Below are 15,339 nucleotides of genomic sequence, written 5' to 3' on the forward strand. Positions count from 1 at the left end.
AAACGAAACCCTCGCGCACCAGGCCAGCCACGACAGCCTCACCGGCCTGCCCAACCGTGCATTCTTCGAAGGCCGGTTGATTCGAGCCTTGCGCAGCGCCGCCAAGGTCAACGAACGGGTAGGCGTGCTGTTTCTCGACAGCGATCGTTTCAAAGACATCAACGACAACTTCGGCCACGCCGCCGGCGATGCCGTACTGGTGGCCGTTGCCGAGCGCGTGCGCGCACAGCTGCGCGAAGATGACCTGGTGGCCCGCCTGGGCGGCGACGAATTCGCCGTCCTGCTGGCGCCGCTGAACAAAATCGAAGATGCGCAACGCATTGCCGACAAGATCATTGCCAGCATGGACCAACCGATCCCGCTGCCCGGTAACACCCAGGTCTTGACCTCCCTCAGTATCGGCATCGCCATTTATCCGGATCATGGCGCCACGCCCGGCACCCTGCTCAATGCCGCCGATGTGGCGATGTACCAAGCCAAGCGGCTGTCTTCGGGCAGTCAGCAAACGGCGGAGCCTGTGCACTCTGTCGTCAATGTCCAGCACAGGAGTTAATCCCTTGTTCTCTCACCCTCGCGTTCTATTTATCAGCTTGCTTCTCGCCTGCCTGGCCCTCGGCGGCTGCCAGACCCCGCCGCCCAAAGGCCTGAGCCCGGCACAAGTGGCCGTGCTCAAGCAGCAGGGTTTCGAGCTGACGGACGAAGGCTGGGCCTTCGGCTTGTCTGGCAAAGTGCTGTTTGGCAGCGACGTCGAAACCCTCAACAAGCCCAGCACCGACATCGTCGAGCGCATCGGCAAGGCCCTGGTGGGCGCAGGCATCGAACGCGTACGCGTCGACGGCCACACCGACGCGTCGGGCAAGGAACTCTACAACAAGGCCTTGTCCCTGCGCCGTGCTGAAAGTGTGGGCAAAGTGCTGAGCAGCGTGGGCATGAAACAACAAAACATCCAACTGCGCGGCCTGGGCAGCAGCGAGCCAGTGGCGGAAAATACAACGGCGGCGGGGCGCACCGAGAATCGACGCGTGTCGATTGTGGTCATCGCGGACTAAGGCGCTTCACCCGCCTCAACTTGAAATACGATCCAATGTGGGAGGGGGCTTGCCCCCGATAGCAGTGTGTCAGCCCATAGATTTGGTAACTGACACTCCGCCATCGGGGGCAAGTCGAATCGTCGCACCGCCCCTCCCACAGTTGTCCGCGCGGCGCATTCAGTCTGCAAAGCGCATCTCCCGCGTCTCCCCCATCAACAACCCCTGATTCTGCTCCGTCACCTCCCGGATGTAATCCCACAACAACGTAATCCGCTTCAACTTCCTCAAATCCTCTCGGCAATACATCCAGAACTGCCGCGTAAGCGCAATCTGCTCCCCCAGCACCGGCAGCAGTCGCGGATCCTGCGCCGCCAAAAAACACGGCAATATCGCCATCGACCGGCCCTGCTGCGCCGCGACGTATTGCGCAATCACACTGGTACTGCGCAGGCTGGCGCTGGCGCCCGGTACTACGTTCGCCAGGTACAGCAACTCCGAGCTGAACGCCAGGTCATCCACGTAGCTGATAAACGGATGCTCGGCCAGATCCGTCGGGCGTTGGATCGGCGGGTGTTGGTCGAGGTAGTCCTGTGTGGCGTACAGCTGCAGTTTGTAATCGCACAGTTTGCAGCACACGTACGGGCCGTGTTCCGGGCGTTCCAGGGCGATGACGATGTCGGCTTCGCGCTTGGACAGGCTGATGAAGTGCGGCAGGGGCAGGATGTCCACCGAGATCGCCGGATAAGTATCGACGAAGTGGCTCAGTTGCGGGGTGACGAAGAAGCTGCCGAAGCCCTCGGTACAGCCCATGCGCACATGGCCGGACAGCGCCACGCCGGAGCCGGAGACTTGTTCGCACGCCATGTGCAGAGTGCTTTCGATGGATTCGGCGTAACCCAGCAAACGCTGGCCCTCGGCGGTCAGGACAAAACCGTTGGTCCGGGATTTTTCGAACAGCAGGGTGCCGAGCGACACTTCCAGCGAGCTGATGCGCCGCGACACCGTGGTGTAGTCAACCGCCAGGCGCTTGGCGGCGACACTGGCCTTGCGGGTGCGGGCCACTTCGAGAAAAAACTTCAGGTCGTCCCAGTTCAGGGAGCCCAGTGATGTGATGTTTTTTTGCATATTGGACCGGCTTTTATGTGCGTTCTTATTAGAGATTTGCACATCTATACTCCAAAAACAGTCCGAACGCCTCCTTCTTCAAGGCGATTCACTCTCTGCATAACAACAAGATCCGGAGACCCTCATGAACGCATCTGCCGATATTTCCGTACAACAGGTCAAGTTGCTGATCAACGGCGAGTGGGTCGAGTCCAAGACCACCGAATGGCAAGACATCGTCAACCCGGCTACCCAGCAAGTGCTGGCCAAAGTCCCGTTCGCCACGGCCGATGAGGTCAACGCGGCCATCGACGCCGCCCATCGCGCCTTCCAGACCTGGAAGCTGACGCCGATTGGCGCGCGCATGCGCATCATGCTCAAGCTGCAAGCCTTGATCCGCGAACATTCCAAGCGCATTGCCGTGGTCCTCAGCAACGAGCAGGGCAAGACCATTGCCGATGCCGAGGGCGATATTTTCCGTGGCCTGGAAGTGGTGGAACACGCCTGTTCCATCGGCACCCTGCAAATGGGCGAATTCGCTGAAAACGTCGCCGGTGGCGTGGATACCTACACGCTGCGCCAACCCATCGGCGTGTGCGCCGGTATCACCCCGTTCAACTTCCCGGCGATGATTCCGCTGTGGATGTTCCCGATGGCCATCGCGTGCGGGAATACCTTCGTCCTGAAACCGTCTGAGCAAGACCCGCTGTCGACCATGCTGCTGGTGGAGCTGGCGCTGGAAGCCGGTGTCCCTGCTGGCGTGCTTAACGTGGTGCACGGCGGCAAGGACGTGGTGGATGCGCTGTGCACCCACAAAGACATCAAGGCCGTGTCCTTCGTCGGCTCGACCGCCGTGGGCACCCACGTTTATGACCTGGCCGGCAAGCACGGCAAGCGCGTGCAATCGATGATGGGCGCCAAGAACCACGCGGTGGTGCTGCCGGATGCCAACCGCGAACACACCCTCAATGCCCTGGTCGGTGCCGGTTTCGGCGCGGCGGGCCAACGTTGCATGGCCACCTCGGTGGTGGTGCTGGTGGGCGCGTCCAAGCAATGGCTGCCGGACCTCAAGACGCTGGCGCAAAAGCTCAAGGTCAACGCCGGCAGCGAGGCGGGTACGGATGTCGGCCCGGTGATCTCCAAGCGCGCCAAGGCACGCATCCTGGAGCTGATCGAAAGCGGCGTGAAAGAAGGCGCCAGGCTGGAACTGGACGGCCGCGACATCAAGGTGCCGGGCTTTGAGCAAGGCAACTTTGTCGGCCCGACCCTGTTCTCCGGCGTGACCACCGACATGCGCATCTACACCGAAGAAATCTTCGGCCCGGTGCTGGTGGTGCTGGAGGTCGACACCCTCGATCAAGCCATTGCGCTGGTCAACGCCAACCCGTTCGGCAACGGCACCGGCCTGTTCACCCAGAGCGGCGCGGCGGCGCGTAAGTTCCAGAGTGAAATCGATGTAGGCCAGGTCGGCATCAACATTCCGATCCCGGTGCCGGTGCCGTTTTTCAGCTTCACCGGCTCCCGCGGTTCCAAGCTGGGTGACCTGGGCCCGTACGGCAAGCAAGTGGTGCAGTTCTACACCCAGACCAAGACCGTCACCAGCCGCTGGTTCGATGACGACACGGTCAACGATGGCGTCAACACCACCATCAACCTGCGCTGAGACCTGGGAGACGACCATGAAGATTGCATTTATCGGCCTGGGCAACATGGGCGCGCCCATGGCCCGCAACCTGATCAAGGCCGGGCACGCGCTGAACCTGTTCGACCTGAACCAGACCGTGCTCCAGGAGCTGGCCGAGTTGGGCGGCCACATCAGCGACTCCCCGCGTGACGCGGCCCAGGGCGCTGAATTGGTGATCACCATGCTGCCGGCCGCCGCCCATGTGCGCAGTGTGTGGCTGAATGAAGACGGTGTGCTCGCCGGCATCGGCAGCGGCATTCCCGCCGTGGATTGCAGCACCATCGACCCGCAGACCGCCCGCGATGTCGCCGCTGCCGCCGCCCGGCAAGGCGTGGTGATGGCTGACGCTCCGGTGTCCGGCGGCACCGGCGGGGCGCAAGCCGGCACGCTGACCTTTATGGTCGGCGCCACGCCTGAACTGTTCGCCACCCTGCAACCGGTGCTGGCGCAGATGGGCCGCAACATCGTGCACTGCGGCGAGGTGGGCACCGGGCAAATCGCCAAGATCTGCAACAACCTGCTGCTGGGCATCAGCATGGTCGGCGTCAGTGAGGCGATGGCCCTGGGCGATGCGCTGGGCATCGACACGCAGGTGCTGGCCGGCATCATCAACAGCTCGACCGGGCGCTGCTGGAGTTCGGACACCTACAATCCATGGCCGGGCGTGATTGAAACTGCGCCGTCGTCGCGCGGTTACACCGGCGGTTTTGGCGCCGACCTGATGCTCAAGGACCTGGGCCTGGCCACCGAAGCGGCGCGCCAGGCAAAACAGCCGGTGATCCTCGGTGCGGTGGCCCAGCAGTTGTATCAATCGATGAGCCAGCGTGGGGAAGGGGGTAAGGACTTTTCGGCGATCATTAACAGCTATCGCAAGCCTGAATGATGGGGTGAGTGGAGTTGAGGCAATAAGGTCTACTGTAGGAGCGAGCTTGCTCGCGAAGAACTCACAGACGCCGCGTGCATCCAGGAAACACGCGTTATCGTTGACGTATTTCGCGAGCAAGCTCGCTCCTACAAACGATGTCGGGCGAGCCCGTTCACCGTAGGAAAGCCGCTTGCTGTAGAGATGGCTCAAGCAAACACAAAATACTTACGCACCGTCTCCACCACCTCCCACGTCCCCTTCATCCCGGGCTCCACCACAAAGATATCCCCAGCCCGCAGGTGAATCGGCTCCATGCCTTCCGGCGTGACGATGCAATAGCCTTCCTGGAAGTGGCAGTACTCCCATTTCACGTAGTCCACGTACCACTTGCCCGGCGTGCAGATCCAGGTGCCCATGATCTTGCTGCCGTCTTCGCTGGTGTAGGCGTTGAGGTTGACGGTATGCGGGTCGCCTTCGAGCTTTTCCCATTTGCAGGCGTCCAGGACCGGCAAGGGATGGGTGTCGCGCAGTACAGTGATGGGCTTGGACATGATGACTCCGAGGCAAGGGAATAAGAGTCGAACCCTATAGCGTCGCAGCGGGGGCTGGTGGTCTGGACTCGACATCGGTATGCCCAGAAGCGCAGCCCAATACGAAGCGCGGTCAATGTGGGAGGGGGCTTGCCCCCGATGGCGGCGTGTCAGCCAACTTCTGATTGACTGGCCCACTGCTATCGGGGGCAAGCCCCCTCCCACATTGATTGCCGGTGGCATCGCCACTGTGTTCAGAGGCGGTTCTGCGCGTAAATCAGCGACTTTCTCGCAGTAACTGCGAAAGAACTCCCCGTTCACGCCAGAATTCGCAAGAAAATTCACGTCCGGCCCTCGTATCATTCACCCAGGAATGAGTGAGAGCCGTGAAATGAACCCAATAAAAACGTGGTGGGATATCAGCCCGCCCTTGAGTGCGGCGACCCCGACCTGGCCGGGCGATACGCCGTTCCAGGAAGAGCGCGTGTGGCAGTTCGGGCCGCAGTGCCCGGTGAATGTGGGGCGTGTGACGCTGTCGCCGCACACCGGCGCCCATGTGGATGCGCCGCTGCATTACAGCGCCGACGGCGCGCCGATTGGCGAGGTGTCGTTGGACGTGTACATGGGCCCGTGCCGAGTGTTGCACTGCCTGGGCAGTGGTGCCCTGGTGCAACCGCATCAACTGCAGGGGCGTGTGGATAACCTGCCCGAACGCGTGCTGCTGCGCACTTATCCACAAGCCCCCCTGACGCAATGGGATTCAGACTTCACGGCCATCGCCCCGCAAACCATCGAGCTGCTGGCCGGCCTCGGCGTGCGCCTGATCGGGATCGACACGCCCTCCCTGGACCCGCAACAGTCCAAGACCATGGACTCGCACAACGCTGTGGCGCGCCATGGCATGGCGATCCTCGAAGGCATCGTGCTTGACGACGTACCGGAGGGCGACTACGAACTGATCGCGCTGCCGCTGCGTTTCGCCAACCTGGACGCCAGCCCGGTCCGCGCAATCCTGCGCCCGCTTTTGGAGCCCACGCGATGAGCCAGTGTCCCTTCTCTCCAGAATATAAGCCTGCCGATTACCGACCCCCGGAGGAATGGCACAACGCCGAACTGAATTTTTCCGAGTCCATGAGCTACGGCGACTACCTGGACCTGGGCAAAGTCCTCAGCGCCCAGCACCCGCTGTCACCGGACCACAACGAAATGCTCTTCATCATCCAGCACCAGACCTCTGAGCTGTGGATGAAACTGATGCTGCACGAACTCAAGGCGGCCCGCGACCATGTGCGCCTCGGTGAGTTGCCGCCGGCGTTCAAGATGCTGGCGCGGGTCTCACGGATCTTCGATCAACTGGTGCACGCCTGGGCGGTGCTGGCGACCATGACACCGTCTGAATACAAGGCGATCCGCCCGTTCCTGGGGCAGTCGTCGGGGTTCCAGTCGTTCCAGTACCGCGAGATCGAATTTATCCTCGGCAACAAGAGCCCGGCGCTGCTGCTGCCCCATGCCCATCGCCCGGAGTTGCTGCAGCAATTGCAGGTGGCGATTGCCACGCCGTCGTTGTATGACGAGGCGGTAAACCTGATGGTCAAGGCGGGGCTGGCGATTGATCCCCAGCGCGCCGAACGCGACCCGACGGCGGCGACGGTGCACGATGAGTCGGTAGAAGCGGCCTGGCGCGAGGTGTATCGCGACCCGAGTCGTTACTGGGATTTGTATCAATTGGCCGAGAAGTTTATCGACCTGGAAGATTCATTCCGCCAGTGGCGCTTCCGGCATGTCACCACGGTGGAGCGCATCATCGGCTTCCAACCGGGTACCGGCGGCACGGAAGGTGTGGGTTACCTGCGCAAGATGCTCGACACGGTGTTGTTTCCCGAACTCTGGCGGGTGCGTTCCACGCTCTAAACAAAAGCCCCGGACTACCGGGGCTGATCGTTCCCACGCTCTGCGTGGGAATGTAGCTTTGGACGCTCTGCGTCCGCTTCCAGAGTCGCGACGCGGAGCGTCACAGGATGCATTCCCACGCGGAGCGTGGGAACGATCAACATTAGCCATATCAGTGGCTGACACACTGCAATCGGGGGCAAGCCCCCTCCCACATGGGTTACTGCGCTGTCACGACCTTCGCGTTTCGGACTCGCAACCGATACGCCACATAGATAATCCCCACCCACACCGGCATCGCATACACCGACTCACGAATATCCGGGATCGCCAGCATCACACTGATGATCACTAGCATGAACGCCAGGCACAGGTAGTTGCTGAACGGGAACCAGAAGGTCTTGAACGACGGCGTCACGCCTTGCTCGCCCATGGCCTTGCGGAACTTGATGTGGGTGATGCTGATCAGCGCCCAGTTGATCATCAGCGAGGCAACCACCAATGCGAACAGCAATTCCAGGGCACTCTTCGGCGCAACGTAGTTGACCACCACGCACAGCAGGGTCACCAGCGCCGAAATCGCCAGCGCCCGCAATGGCACGCCTTGCTTGTTGAGCTTCATCAACGCCTTGGGTGCGTCGCCTTGCTCGGCCAGGCCGAACAGCATGCGGCTGTTGCAGTACACGCCGCTGTTGTAGACCGACAGCGCCGCGGTCAGCACCACGAAGTTGAGGATATGCGCAGCGGTGTCATTGCCGATCAGCGAGAAGATCTGCACGAACGGGCTACCGCTGTAGGGATCGCCCGACGCGCCGAGGGTTTGCAGCAGTTGGTCCCACGGGTACAGCGACAGCAGCACGGCGAGGGCGCCGACGTAGAAAATCAGGATCCGGTACACCACCTGGTTGATCGCCTTCGGGATCACCTTGCGCGGCTCGCTGGCCTCGGCGGCGGTGATGCCGACCAGCTCCAGGCCACCGAACGAGAACATGATGAACGCCATCGACATCAACAGCCCCATGCCACCGTTCGGGAAGAAACCGCCGTGGCTCCACAGGTTGCTGACCGACGCCTGTGGGCCGCCGGTACCGCTGAACAGCAGGTAGCAGCCGAGCACGATCATGCCGACAATCGCCACCACCTTGATGATCGCGAACCAGAACTCGGCTTCACCGAAGAACTTCACGTTCAGGGTGTTGATCAGGTTGACCGCGACGAAGAACACCAGCGCGCTGACCCAGGTCGGGACTTCCGGCCACCAGAACTGGATGTATTTGCCCACGGCCGTCAGTTCGGCCATGCCCACCAGCACGTACAGCACCCAGTAGTTCCAGCCTGCGAGAAAGCCCGCGTAACCGCTCCAGTATTTATGCGCAAAGTGGCTGAAGGAGCCGGCCACCGGCTCTTCGACGATCATCTCGCCGAGCTGGCGCATGATCAGGAAAGCGATGAAACCGGCTATCGCGTAACCCAGGATCATCGACGGCCCTGCCGACTTGAGCACCCCGGCCGAGCCGAGGAACAGCCCCGTGCCAATCGCCCCTCCCAAGGCGATCAATTGAATGTGCCGGTTCTTCAGGCCGCGCTTGAGGCCCACCGGGTTTACCATGTCATCCGCCATTAACGTTCCCTTCATACTTGTTTTTCTTAAGGGTGAGTGCAGGCGCATCAGCCCCTCAGAAGTGCTGAGGGGGCAGATATTACTCTGCGTAAACTTTTCGTAATACAGCTGGACGCCATCAAGTGCCTGATCCGTGACCACCCGGACCAACCTCAGTGACGATCCGCAGCGGGCCCACGCGTTTGGCGGGCAGGGGCTATTTGCGCAGGACCAGATCCAGCACCTCATCCCGATCCTTGATTTTCTGCAGCACAATCTCCGAACGTATATCCACGACCCCCGCCGTGCGGTTGAGTTGGTTCACGATAAAGTCCGAAAAATGCTTGAGGTTGCGCGCCTGGACCCGCAGCACATAGTTGCTGGCGCCGGTGACCACATAGGCACTGGCCACCTCCGGCCAGCCCTGCACTTTCTCGATGAAGGTCTCATGCCAATCTTCCACATCCTGGCGCAAGGACAGGTGCACGATGGCCTCAAGCTCAATGCCCAGCTGCTCGGCATTGAGTACCGCCCGATAGCCGCTGACCACGCCTTCGCTTTCCAGCAGGCGCAGACGGCGCAGGCAGGCCGAGGGTGACAGCGCGACTTTTTCCGCCAGTTCCTGGTTGCTGATACGGCCATCCTGTTGCAGGAAATGCAGGAGGCGCAGGTCGGTGGCGTCAAGAATCATGGTTTGAATAAATCCGCGTTTTTGGAAGTTAAATTCGAATTTCCTACAGCTTAAATAGCGCTTCACCTACCACTTTGCACGAAAATTCTCTAAAGCTTCGTTCATTATTTGGTCCATCTTCTCTTATAAAAACCAGGACAGACCATGACCACCCGAAGCCATTGCCAAGCCCTCGACGTCCAGGACCCGCTGGCGCCTTTGCGCGATCAGTTCGCCTTGCCGGCGGGCGTCATCTACCTCGACGGTAATTCCCTCGGCGCGCGTCCGCTGGCCTCGCTGGCGCGGGCGCAACAGGTGATCGCCGAGGAATGGGGCAACGGCCTGATTCGCAGTTGGAACAGTGCCGGATGGGCGGACCTGTCCCTGCGCCTGGGCAATCGCCTGGCACCGCTGATCGGCGCCGGCGAGGGCGAAGTGGCGGTGACCGATACCACGTCCATCAACCTGTTCAAGGTGCTCAGCGCGGCGCTGAGCGTACAGCGCGAGCGTGCGCCGGCGCGCAAGGTGATCGTCAGCGAAGCGAGCAATTTTCCCACCGACCTGTACATCGCCGAGGGCCTCGCCGAGCTGCTGCAACAGGGTTATGTGCTGCGCCTGGTCAACAGCCCGGACGAACTGCCCCGCGCCATCGACCAGGATGTGGCGGTGGTGATGCTCACCCACGTCAACTACAAGAGCGGCTCTATGTATGACATGCATGCGCTCACCGCCTTGAGCCATGAGTGCGGCGCGTTGAGCCTATGGGACCTGGCGCATTCGGCCGGTGCGGTGCCCATCGACCTGCACGCGGCCGGGGCCGATTATGCGATTGGCTGCACCTACAAATACCTCAATGGCGGCCCGGGCTCCCAGGCGTTCGTGTGGGTCAACCCCGCGTTGGTGGACCTGGTGCGCCAGCCGCTGTCGGGCTGGTTCGGGCATACCCGTCAGTTTGCGATGGAGTCCAACTACGCGCCGAGTGCCGGCATCGCCCGCTACCTGTGCGGCACCCAGCCGATCACCTCGCTGGCCATGGTGGAATGCGGGCTGGAGATATTTGAACAGACGGACATGGCCAGCCTGCGCAGCAAATCCCTGGCGTTGACCGATTTGTTTATCGAGCGGGTCGAGGCACGCTGCGCCGTTCATGGCTTGAAGCTGATCACCCCGCGTGAACACGCCAGGCGCGGCAGTCATGTGAGTTTCGAACACCCTCAAGGGTATGCGGTGATACAGGCGCTGATCGCCCGGGGCGTGATCGGTGACTACCGTGAGCCGCACATCATGCGATTCGGTTTTACCCCGCTGTACACACGCTTTACCGACGTGTGGGATGCGGTGGAAATCCTCGGTGACATTCTCGACAACACCACCTGGGACCAGGCGAAATTCAAGGTGCGTAACAGCGTGACCTAAGAGCTTAAGCGTACCCCGCCCTCTGTAGGAGCGAGCTTGCTCGCGAAAAACTCACAGGCACCGTGTTCATTCAGGAAGCACGCGTTATCGTTGACATTTTTCGCGAGCAAGCTCGCTCCTACAGCGGGCCAGGTACGCTTGACTGACTGGCATCAGGACTTGTCATCTGTGACAACAGCAGCAATCACAATAATAAAGGGGCACGCCACGTGACCACGCCAGACAACGGCTTTGCAGAAATCACCCACCGCGAACTGGGCCTCAGGCGCCAGCTCACATCCGGGCAAATGAGCATGATCGCCATCGGCGGCGCCATTGGTACCGGGCTGTTCATGGGCAGCGCCTACGCGATTGGCTATGCCGGGCCCAGCGTATTGCTCAGCTACGCCATCGGTGCGTTGATTACCTTGATCCTGATGGGGTGCCTGGCGGAGATGACGGTGGCCCATTCCACCTCCGGCTCTTTTGGCGCCTACGCCGAGTTTTATATTGGCCCGCTGGCCGGGTTCCTGGTGCGTTATGCCTATTGGGCGGCGATTGTGCTGGCAGTCGGCGCCGAAGTGACGGCGGTGGCGATGTACATGAAGTACTGGTTCACCAACGTGCCGGAATGGGTATGGATCGTGTCGTTCTCCAGCGTGTTGATCCTGCTCAATGCGATCAGCGTGAAGACCTTTGGCAACTTCGAATACTGGTTCTCCACCATCAAAATCAGCGCGATCGTCGGCTTCATCATCCTGGCGGTGTACGTGGTGTTCGGCTCCGGCAACCCGGAATATGGCGTGCAGAACTACACGGCCCATGAGGGGTTTTTCCCCCATGGGTTGAGCGGTATGTGGATCGCGGTAATCGTGTCGATCTTCAGCTATCTGAGTGTGGAGATGATCGCGGTGGCTGCCGGTGAAGCGGCCGACCCGGAGCGAGCGGTGAAGAAAGCCTTTCGCGCGACTCTCGTGCGCCTGGTGGTGTTCTACCTGCTGACCCTGGCCCTGATGCTGGCCATCGTGCCGTGGAACCAGGCGGGTCAGGCCCAGAGCCCGTTCGTCACAGTGATGCAGACCATCGGCATTCCCGGCGCCACCGGGGTGATGAATTTCGTGATTCTGGTCGCGGCGCTGTCGGCGATGAACAGCCAGCTCTACATCACCACGCGCATGATGTTCAGCCTATCCCGCGCAGGGTTTGCGCCCAGGTCCATGGGCGCGTTGAGCAACAGCGGTATCCCGCTCAATGCCTTGCTGCTGTCCAGCTCCGGTATCGCATTGGCGACCCTGCTCAATGTGCTGTACCCGGACAGTTCGTTCACGCTGATGATGGCGATCTCGATGTTTGGGGCAATTTTCACCTGGTTCATGATCTTCCTCACGCACCTGTTTTTCCGGCGCTACCGCAAGCGCCACGGCGGGCCGACGCTGTCCTTCGAGCTGCGCCTGTTTCCGTACAGCACCTTGCTGGGGCTGGTACTGATGGGCGCGGTGATGATCACCACGTATTTCACCGAGGCGTTCAGGATGACCCTGGTGTTTGGCGTGCCGTTCCTGCTGATCCTGAGCGCGGTATATTACGGGTTTTTCCGCAAGGGCAGGGCCGGGGCATCGAGCAAGGCCCTGGTATGACACCGGCAGGTGTTCGAACGACGGCAGTTGACGGCATACTCCCGGCATGATGACTTTTCTGACGTTCTATCAAAACCTCGGCCCGGCCCTTACGCTGTTGGTTGTCGGCACGTTCCTGCTGGCCGGTATGGTCAAGGGAGTGATTGGCCTTGGCCTGCCCACGGTGGCCATGGGCATGCTCGGCCTGGCTATGCTGCCGGCGCAGGCTGCGGCGTTACTGATCATTCCGTCGACGGTCACCAACCTCTGGCAACTGGCGTTGGGTGGTCACCTGGGTACCTTGCTCAAGCGCCTGTGGCCGATGTTGCTGCTGGTTGTCCTCGGTGCCGGGCTGGGCACGCTGTGGCTGGGCCTGGACGGTGGGCCGTGGGTGGTACGCGCGTTGGGCGCAGCGTTACTGGTGTATGCGCTGAGTGGATTATTCCTGCCGACCTTCAAGGTGCAACCCCGAACGGAGCGCTGGCTTGGCCCGCTGTGCGGGCTGGTCACGGGCGTCATCACGGCGGCCACCGGCGTGTTCGTGATTCCTGCGGTGCCGTACCTGCAGGCGCTAGGGTTGAGCCGCGATCAGTTGGTGCAGGCGCTGGGGCTGTCGTTCAGCGTCTCGACCCTGGCGCTGGCCGGCGGCCTCGCCTGGCGCGGCGCGCTCGGTGGCGGTGAAATCAGTGCATCGTTGTTGGCGCTGGTGCCGGCGTTACTGGGGATGTGGTTGGGCCAGGTGGTGCGCCAGCGCATCAGTGCGCTGTGGTTCAAGCGCGGATTTTTCAGTGGTATGGCGCTATTGGGAGGCCATTTGTTGCTCAGTGGTCAATAATGAGCCCGAGCCGATAACCAGGACAGCCCGTGAAAGCCCGATCCGATGAACTACAGATTTTTGTCAGCGTGATCGAGTGCGGCTCGATTTCCGCCGCCGCCGAGCAGGTCGGCCAGACGCCGTCGGCGGTCAGCCGCACCTTGTCGCGCCTGGAGGCCAAGCTCGATACCACCCTGATCAACCGCACCACGCGGCGCATGGACTTGACCGAGGAGGGCCGGTACTTCTTCGAGCAGGCCAAGGTGATCCTGGCGCAAATGCAAGAGCTGGAAGAGCGTCTGTCGTCACGCCAGCAAAAACCGGCCGGGCGGCTGCGCATCAATGCGGCGGTGCCGTTCATGCTGCACGGGATCATGCCGTACATCGGCGAGTTTCGTGGCCTGTACCCGGATATCCAATTGGAGCTCAACAGCGACGACGTGATCATCGACCTGCTGGAGCAAAGCACCGACATTGCCATTCGTATCGGCACCCTGGCCGACTCCACCCTGCATGCCCGCGCCCTGGGCAGCACGCCGCTGCACATCCTGGCCAGCGCCGAATACCTCAAGCAACACGGCACGCCGACCACCGTCGCCGAGTTGGCCGGGCATACGTTGTTGGGGTTCACCCACACCGATACCCTCAACCATTGGCCGCTGCGCCATGCCGAAGGTGACCGCTGGCTGATCGAGCCGGGCATTGCCGCGTCCAGCGGTGAAACCGTGCGCCACCTGGCATTGGAGGGGCAGGGCATTTGCTGCCTGTCCAACTTCATGACCCACAAAGACATCGATGCCGGGCGCCTGGTGCCACTGCTGGACACCGTCAACAGTGGCTACCGCCAGCCGATCCATGCGGTGTACTACCGCAACTCCCAACTGGCGTTGCGTATCCAGTGCTTCCTGGACTTTATCCAGGCCAAATTGGCGCGCTATGCCCGCTGATTCGTGACTGCCGCGCAAGAGTGAATTGGCCGGCACGGGGTTATTCGACGCCGGGGGCTGCTGGATACTGGGCTCATCACTTACCCAGTCAGGAGCACTCTCCATGAATGTATTCGTTACCGGCGCAGCCGGTTTTATCGGCGGTTCCATCGCCACCGGCCTGGTCAAGGCCGGGCACGCCGTCACTGGCCTGGTGCGCAGCGCCGAGCAAGCTACTGAAATGACGGCACTGGGCATCACCCCAGTAATCGGCACCCTCGATGACGCGGCGGTCTTGACCGCACAGGCGCAGCAAGCCGATGCGGTGATCAACGCCGCCAGCAGCGACCATCGCGCCGGCGTCGAAACCCTGCTGGCTGCCTTGAAAGGCTCCAACAAGCCGTTCCTGCACACCAGCGGTTCGAGCATTGTCGGCGACGCGTCGGGCGGCAAGGCCAGTGATGTCATTTACTTCGAAGACAATCTGCCGCAGCCGACCGCCGACAAGGCCCCTCGGGTGGCGATCGATAACCTGATCCTGGCCGCCGCCAGGGAGGGTGTGAATTCGGCCGTGATCTGTAACACCCTGATCTACGGTCACAGCCTGGGCGTGAAACGCGACAGCGTGCAATTGCCACGCTTGCTCAAACAGGCTCGCAACAGTGGTGTGGTACGTCATGTGGGGCCGGGGCAGAACATCTGGTCCAATGTGCATATCGAAGACGTGGTCGCGCTGTACCTGCTGGCGCTGACGAACAATGTGCCGGGCACGTTCTACTTTGTGGAAAGCGGCGAAGCGGCCTTTATCGACATGACCACGGCGATTGCCCAGGCGCTGAACCTGGGTGAGCCGCAGGACTGGCCATTGGCCGATGCTGAGGCCGAGTGGGGTTATGAAATGGCCAACTACGGGCTGGGCTCCAACAGCCGAGTGCGCGGCAAGCATGCCCGTGAACGGCTGGGCTGGGTGCCGACGCGTACGTCGGTGGTGGAGTGGATTCGTCACGAGATGGTGTGATGTTCGCTTGATACCGGGGTGAGGCTATCGGGGGCAAGCCCCCTCCCACATTTGAACTGTGAGTAGATTCAAAGTGTGGGAGGGGGCTTGCCCCCGATGGCGGCCTCAGGGCCGACCAGGATGTTGGACCGAGTACATATCCGTTTCTGCGGTCACGGCCACTTAGGGTTCCGCCCTGACGGCGGGTCACTTTGGA

The 15,339-nt window shown here is 61.5% G+C and carries 15 protein-coding genes; 11 read left to right on the plus strand and 4 right to left on the minus strand.

Annotation, left to right across the window (positions count from 1 at the left end; translation table 11 throughout):
- A partial coding sequence (locus tag BFP90_RS08625) for a GGDEF domain-containing protein (protein WP_141688942.1) occupies positions 1-553 on the plus strand: 553 nt, incomplete at its 5' end.
- A gap of 4 nt (positions 554-557) precedes the next feature.
- Positions 558-1,049 carry an OmpA family protein gene (locus BFP90_RS08630; protein WP_065896457.1) on the plus strand — a complete coding sequence of 164 codons (492 nt, stop codon included), beginning with the start codon at positions 558-560 and terminating at the stop codon, positions 1,047-1,049.
- Positions 1,050-1,208: 159 nt separating this feature from the next.
- On the opposite strand, the gene BFP90_RS08635 is transcribed toward BFP90_RS08630, so the two are convergent.
- A complete protein-coding gene (locus BFP90_RS08635) occupies positions 1,209-2,156 on the minus strand; it encodes a LysR family transcriptional regulator (protein WP_065893672.1) in 948 nt (315 codons plus the stop codon).
- A 124-nt stretch (positions 2,157-2,280) separates the two neighbouring features.
- Here BFP90_RS08635 and BFP90_RS08640 point away from each other — a divergent pair, with 124 nt between their 5' ends.
- Positions 2,281-3,798, plus strand: coding sequence for a CoA-acylating methylmalonate-semialdehyde dehydrogenase (locus tag BFP90_RS08640; protein ID WP_065896458.1), 1,518 nt, complete (start codon positions 2,281-2,283; stop codon positions 3,796-3,798).
- A gap of 16 nt (positions 3,799-3,814) precedes the next feature.
- On the plus strand, positions 3,815-4,702 hold the full coding sequence (gene mmsB, locus BFP90_RS08645; RefSeq protein WP_065896459.1) for a 3-hydroxyisobutyrate dehydrogenase: 888 nt from the start codon (positions 3,815-3,817) through the stop codon (positions 4,700-4,702).
- A 188-nt stretch (positions 4,703-4,890) separates the two neighbouring features.
- Here the strand turns inward: mmsB and BFP90_RS08650 are convergent, their stop codons facing one another.
- The gene (locus BFP90_RS08650; RefSeq protein ID WP_065896460.1) at positions 4,891-5,235 is read right to left on the minus strand and encodes a cupin domain-containing protein; all 345 of its coding nucleotides are present in this window, start codon (positions 5,233-5,235) and stop codon (positions 4,891-4,893) included.
- Positions 5,236-5,605: 370 nt separating this feature from the next.
- Here BFP90_RS08650 and kynB point away from each other — a divergent pair, with 370 nt between their 5' ends.
- Together kynB and kynA are read left to right on the plus strand one after the other, a co-directional pair.
- Complete coding sequence (gene kynB, locus BFP90_RS08655; RefSeq protein ID WP_065883501.1) at positions 5,606-6,256, plus strand: arylformamidase; 651 nt, start codon at positions 5,606-5,608, stop codon at positions 6,254-6,256.
- A complete protein-coding gene (kynA, locus tag BFP90_RS08660; protein ID WP_065896461.1) occupies positions 6,253-7,125 on the plus strand; it encodes a tryptophan 2,3-dioxygenase in 873 nt (290 codons plus the stop codon). Before kynB ends, kynA begins: the two co-directional genes overlap by 4 nt.
- Positions 7,126-7,324: 199 nt before the next feature.
- On the opposite strand, the gene BFP90_RS08665 is transcribed toward kynA, so the two are convergent.
- Positions 7,325-8,725, minus strand: coding sequence for an amino acid permease (locus BFP90_RS08665; protein ID WP_065893668.1), 1,401 nt, complete (start codon positions 8,723-8,725; stop codon positions 7,325-7,327).
- Positions 8,726-8,921: 196 nt separating this feature from the next.
- Complete coding sequence (locus tag BFP90_RS08670; RefSeq protein WP_065883506.1) at positions 8,922-9,395, minus strand: Lrp/AsnC family transcriptional regulator; 474 nt, start codon at positions 9,393-9,395, stop codon at positions 8,922-8,924.
- A gap of 144 nt (positions 9,396-9,539) precedes the next feature.
- On the opposite strand from BFP90_RS08670, the gene kynU reads away from it, so the two are divergent.
- The 5 genes from kynU to BFP90_RS08695 all read left to right on the plus strand — a co-directional run bounded on the left by kynU (position 9,540) and on the right by BFP90_RS08695 (position 15,143).
- Positions 9,540-10,790 carry a kynureninase gene (gene kynU, locus BFP90_RS08675; protein WP_065893667.1) on the plus strand — a complete coding sequence of 417 codons (1,251 nt, stop codon included), beginning with the start codon at positions 9,540-9,542 and terminating at the stop codon, positions 10,788-10,790.
- Positions 10,791-10,999: 209 nt separating this feature from the next.
- The gene (locus BFP90_RS08680) at positions 11,000-12,406 is read left to right on the plus strand and encodes an amino acid permease (RefSeq protein WP_065896462.1); all 1,407 of its coding nucleotides are present in this window, start codon (positions 11,000-11,002) and stop codon (positions 12,404-12,406) included.
- A gap of 46 nt (positions 12,407-12,452) precedes the next feature.
- Positions 12,453-13,220 carry a sulfite exporter TauE/SafE family protein gene (locus BFP90_RS08685; protein ID WP_065896463.1) on the plus strand — a complete coding sequence of 256 codons (768 nt, stop codon included), beginning with the start codon at positions 12,453-12,455 and terminating at the stop codon, positions 13,218-13,220.
- A 29-nt stretch (positions 13,221-13,249) separates the two neighbouring features.
- Positions 13,250-14,146: a LysR family transcriptional regulator gene (locus tag BFP90_RS08690; protein WP_065896464.1), complete on the plus strand. Its 897-nt coding sequence runs from the start codon at positions 13,250-13,252 to the stop codon at positions 14,144-14,146.
- A gap of 103 nt (positions 14,147-14,249) precedes the next feature.
- The gene (locus BFP90_RS08695) at positions 14,250-15,143 is read left to right on the plus strand and encodes an NAD-dependent epimerase/dehydratase family protein (protein WP_065896465.1); all 894 of its coding nucleotides are present in this window, start codon (positions 14,250-14,252) and stop codon (positions 15,141-15,143) included.
- Positions 15,144-15,339 lie beyond the last annotated feature (196 nt).

It is taken from the genome of Pseudomonas sp. 24 E 13 (assembly GCF_900004715.1).
Classification (GTDB): Bacteria; Pseudomonadota; Gammaproteobacteria; order Pseudomonadales; family Pseudomonadaceae; genus Aquipseudomonas; species Aquipseudomonas orientalis_A.

Excerpts from the sequence above, each read along its gene's own strand:
- BFP90_RS08650 (WP_065896460.1), bottom strand. The coding sequence starts at position 5,235 with ATGTCCAAGCCCATCACTGTACTGCGCGACACCCATCCCTTGCCGGTC.
- BFP90_RS08640 (WP_065896458.1), top strand. The coding sequence starts at position 2,281 with ATGAACGCATCTGCCGATATTTCCGTACAACAGGTCAAGTTGCTGATC.
- BFP90_RS08685 (WP_065896463.1), top strand. The coding sequence starts at position 12,453 with ATGATGACTTTTCTGACGTTCTATCAAAACCTCGGCCCGGCCCTTACG.
- BFP90_RS08670 (WP_065883506.1), bottom strand. The coding sequence starts at position 9,395 with ATGATTCTTGACGCCACCGACCTGCGCCTCCTGCATTTCCTGCAACAG.
- kynU (WP_065893667.1), top strand. The coding sequence starts at position 9,540 with ATGACCACCCGAAGCCATTGCCAAGCCCTCGACGTCCAGGACCCGCTG.
- BFP90_RS08635 (WP_065893672.1), bottom strand. The coding sequence starts at position 2,156 with ATGCAAAAAAACATCACATCACTGGGCTCCCTGAACTGGGACGACCTG.
- BFP90_RS08665 (WP_065893668.1), bottom strand. The coding sequence starts at position 8,725 with ATGGCGGATGACATGGTAAACCCGGTGGGCCTCAAGCGCGGCCTGAAG.
- kynB (WP_065883501.1), top strand. The coding sequence starts at position 5,606 with ATGAACCCAATAAAAACGTGGTGGGATATCAGCCCGCCCTTGAGTGCG.
- kynA (WP_065896461.1), top strand. The coding sequence starts at position 6,253 with ATGAGCCAGTGTCCCTTCTCTCCAGAATATAAGCCTGCCGATTACCGA.
- mmsB (WP_065896459.1), top strand. The coding sequence starts at position 3,815 with ATGAAGATTGCATTTATCGGCCTGGGCAACATGGGCGCGCCCATGGCC.
- BFP90_RS08695 (WP_065896465.1), top strand. The coding sequence starts at position 14,250 with ATGAATGTATTCGTTACCGGCGCAGCCGGTTTTATCGGCGGTTCCATC.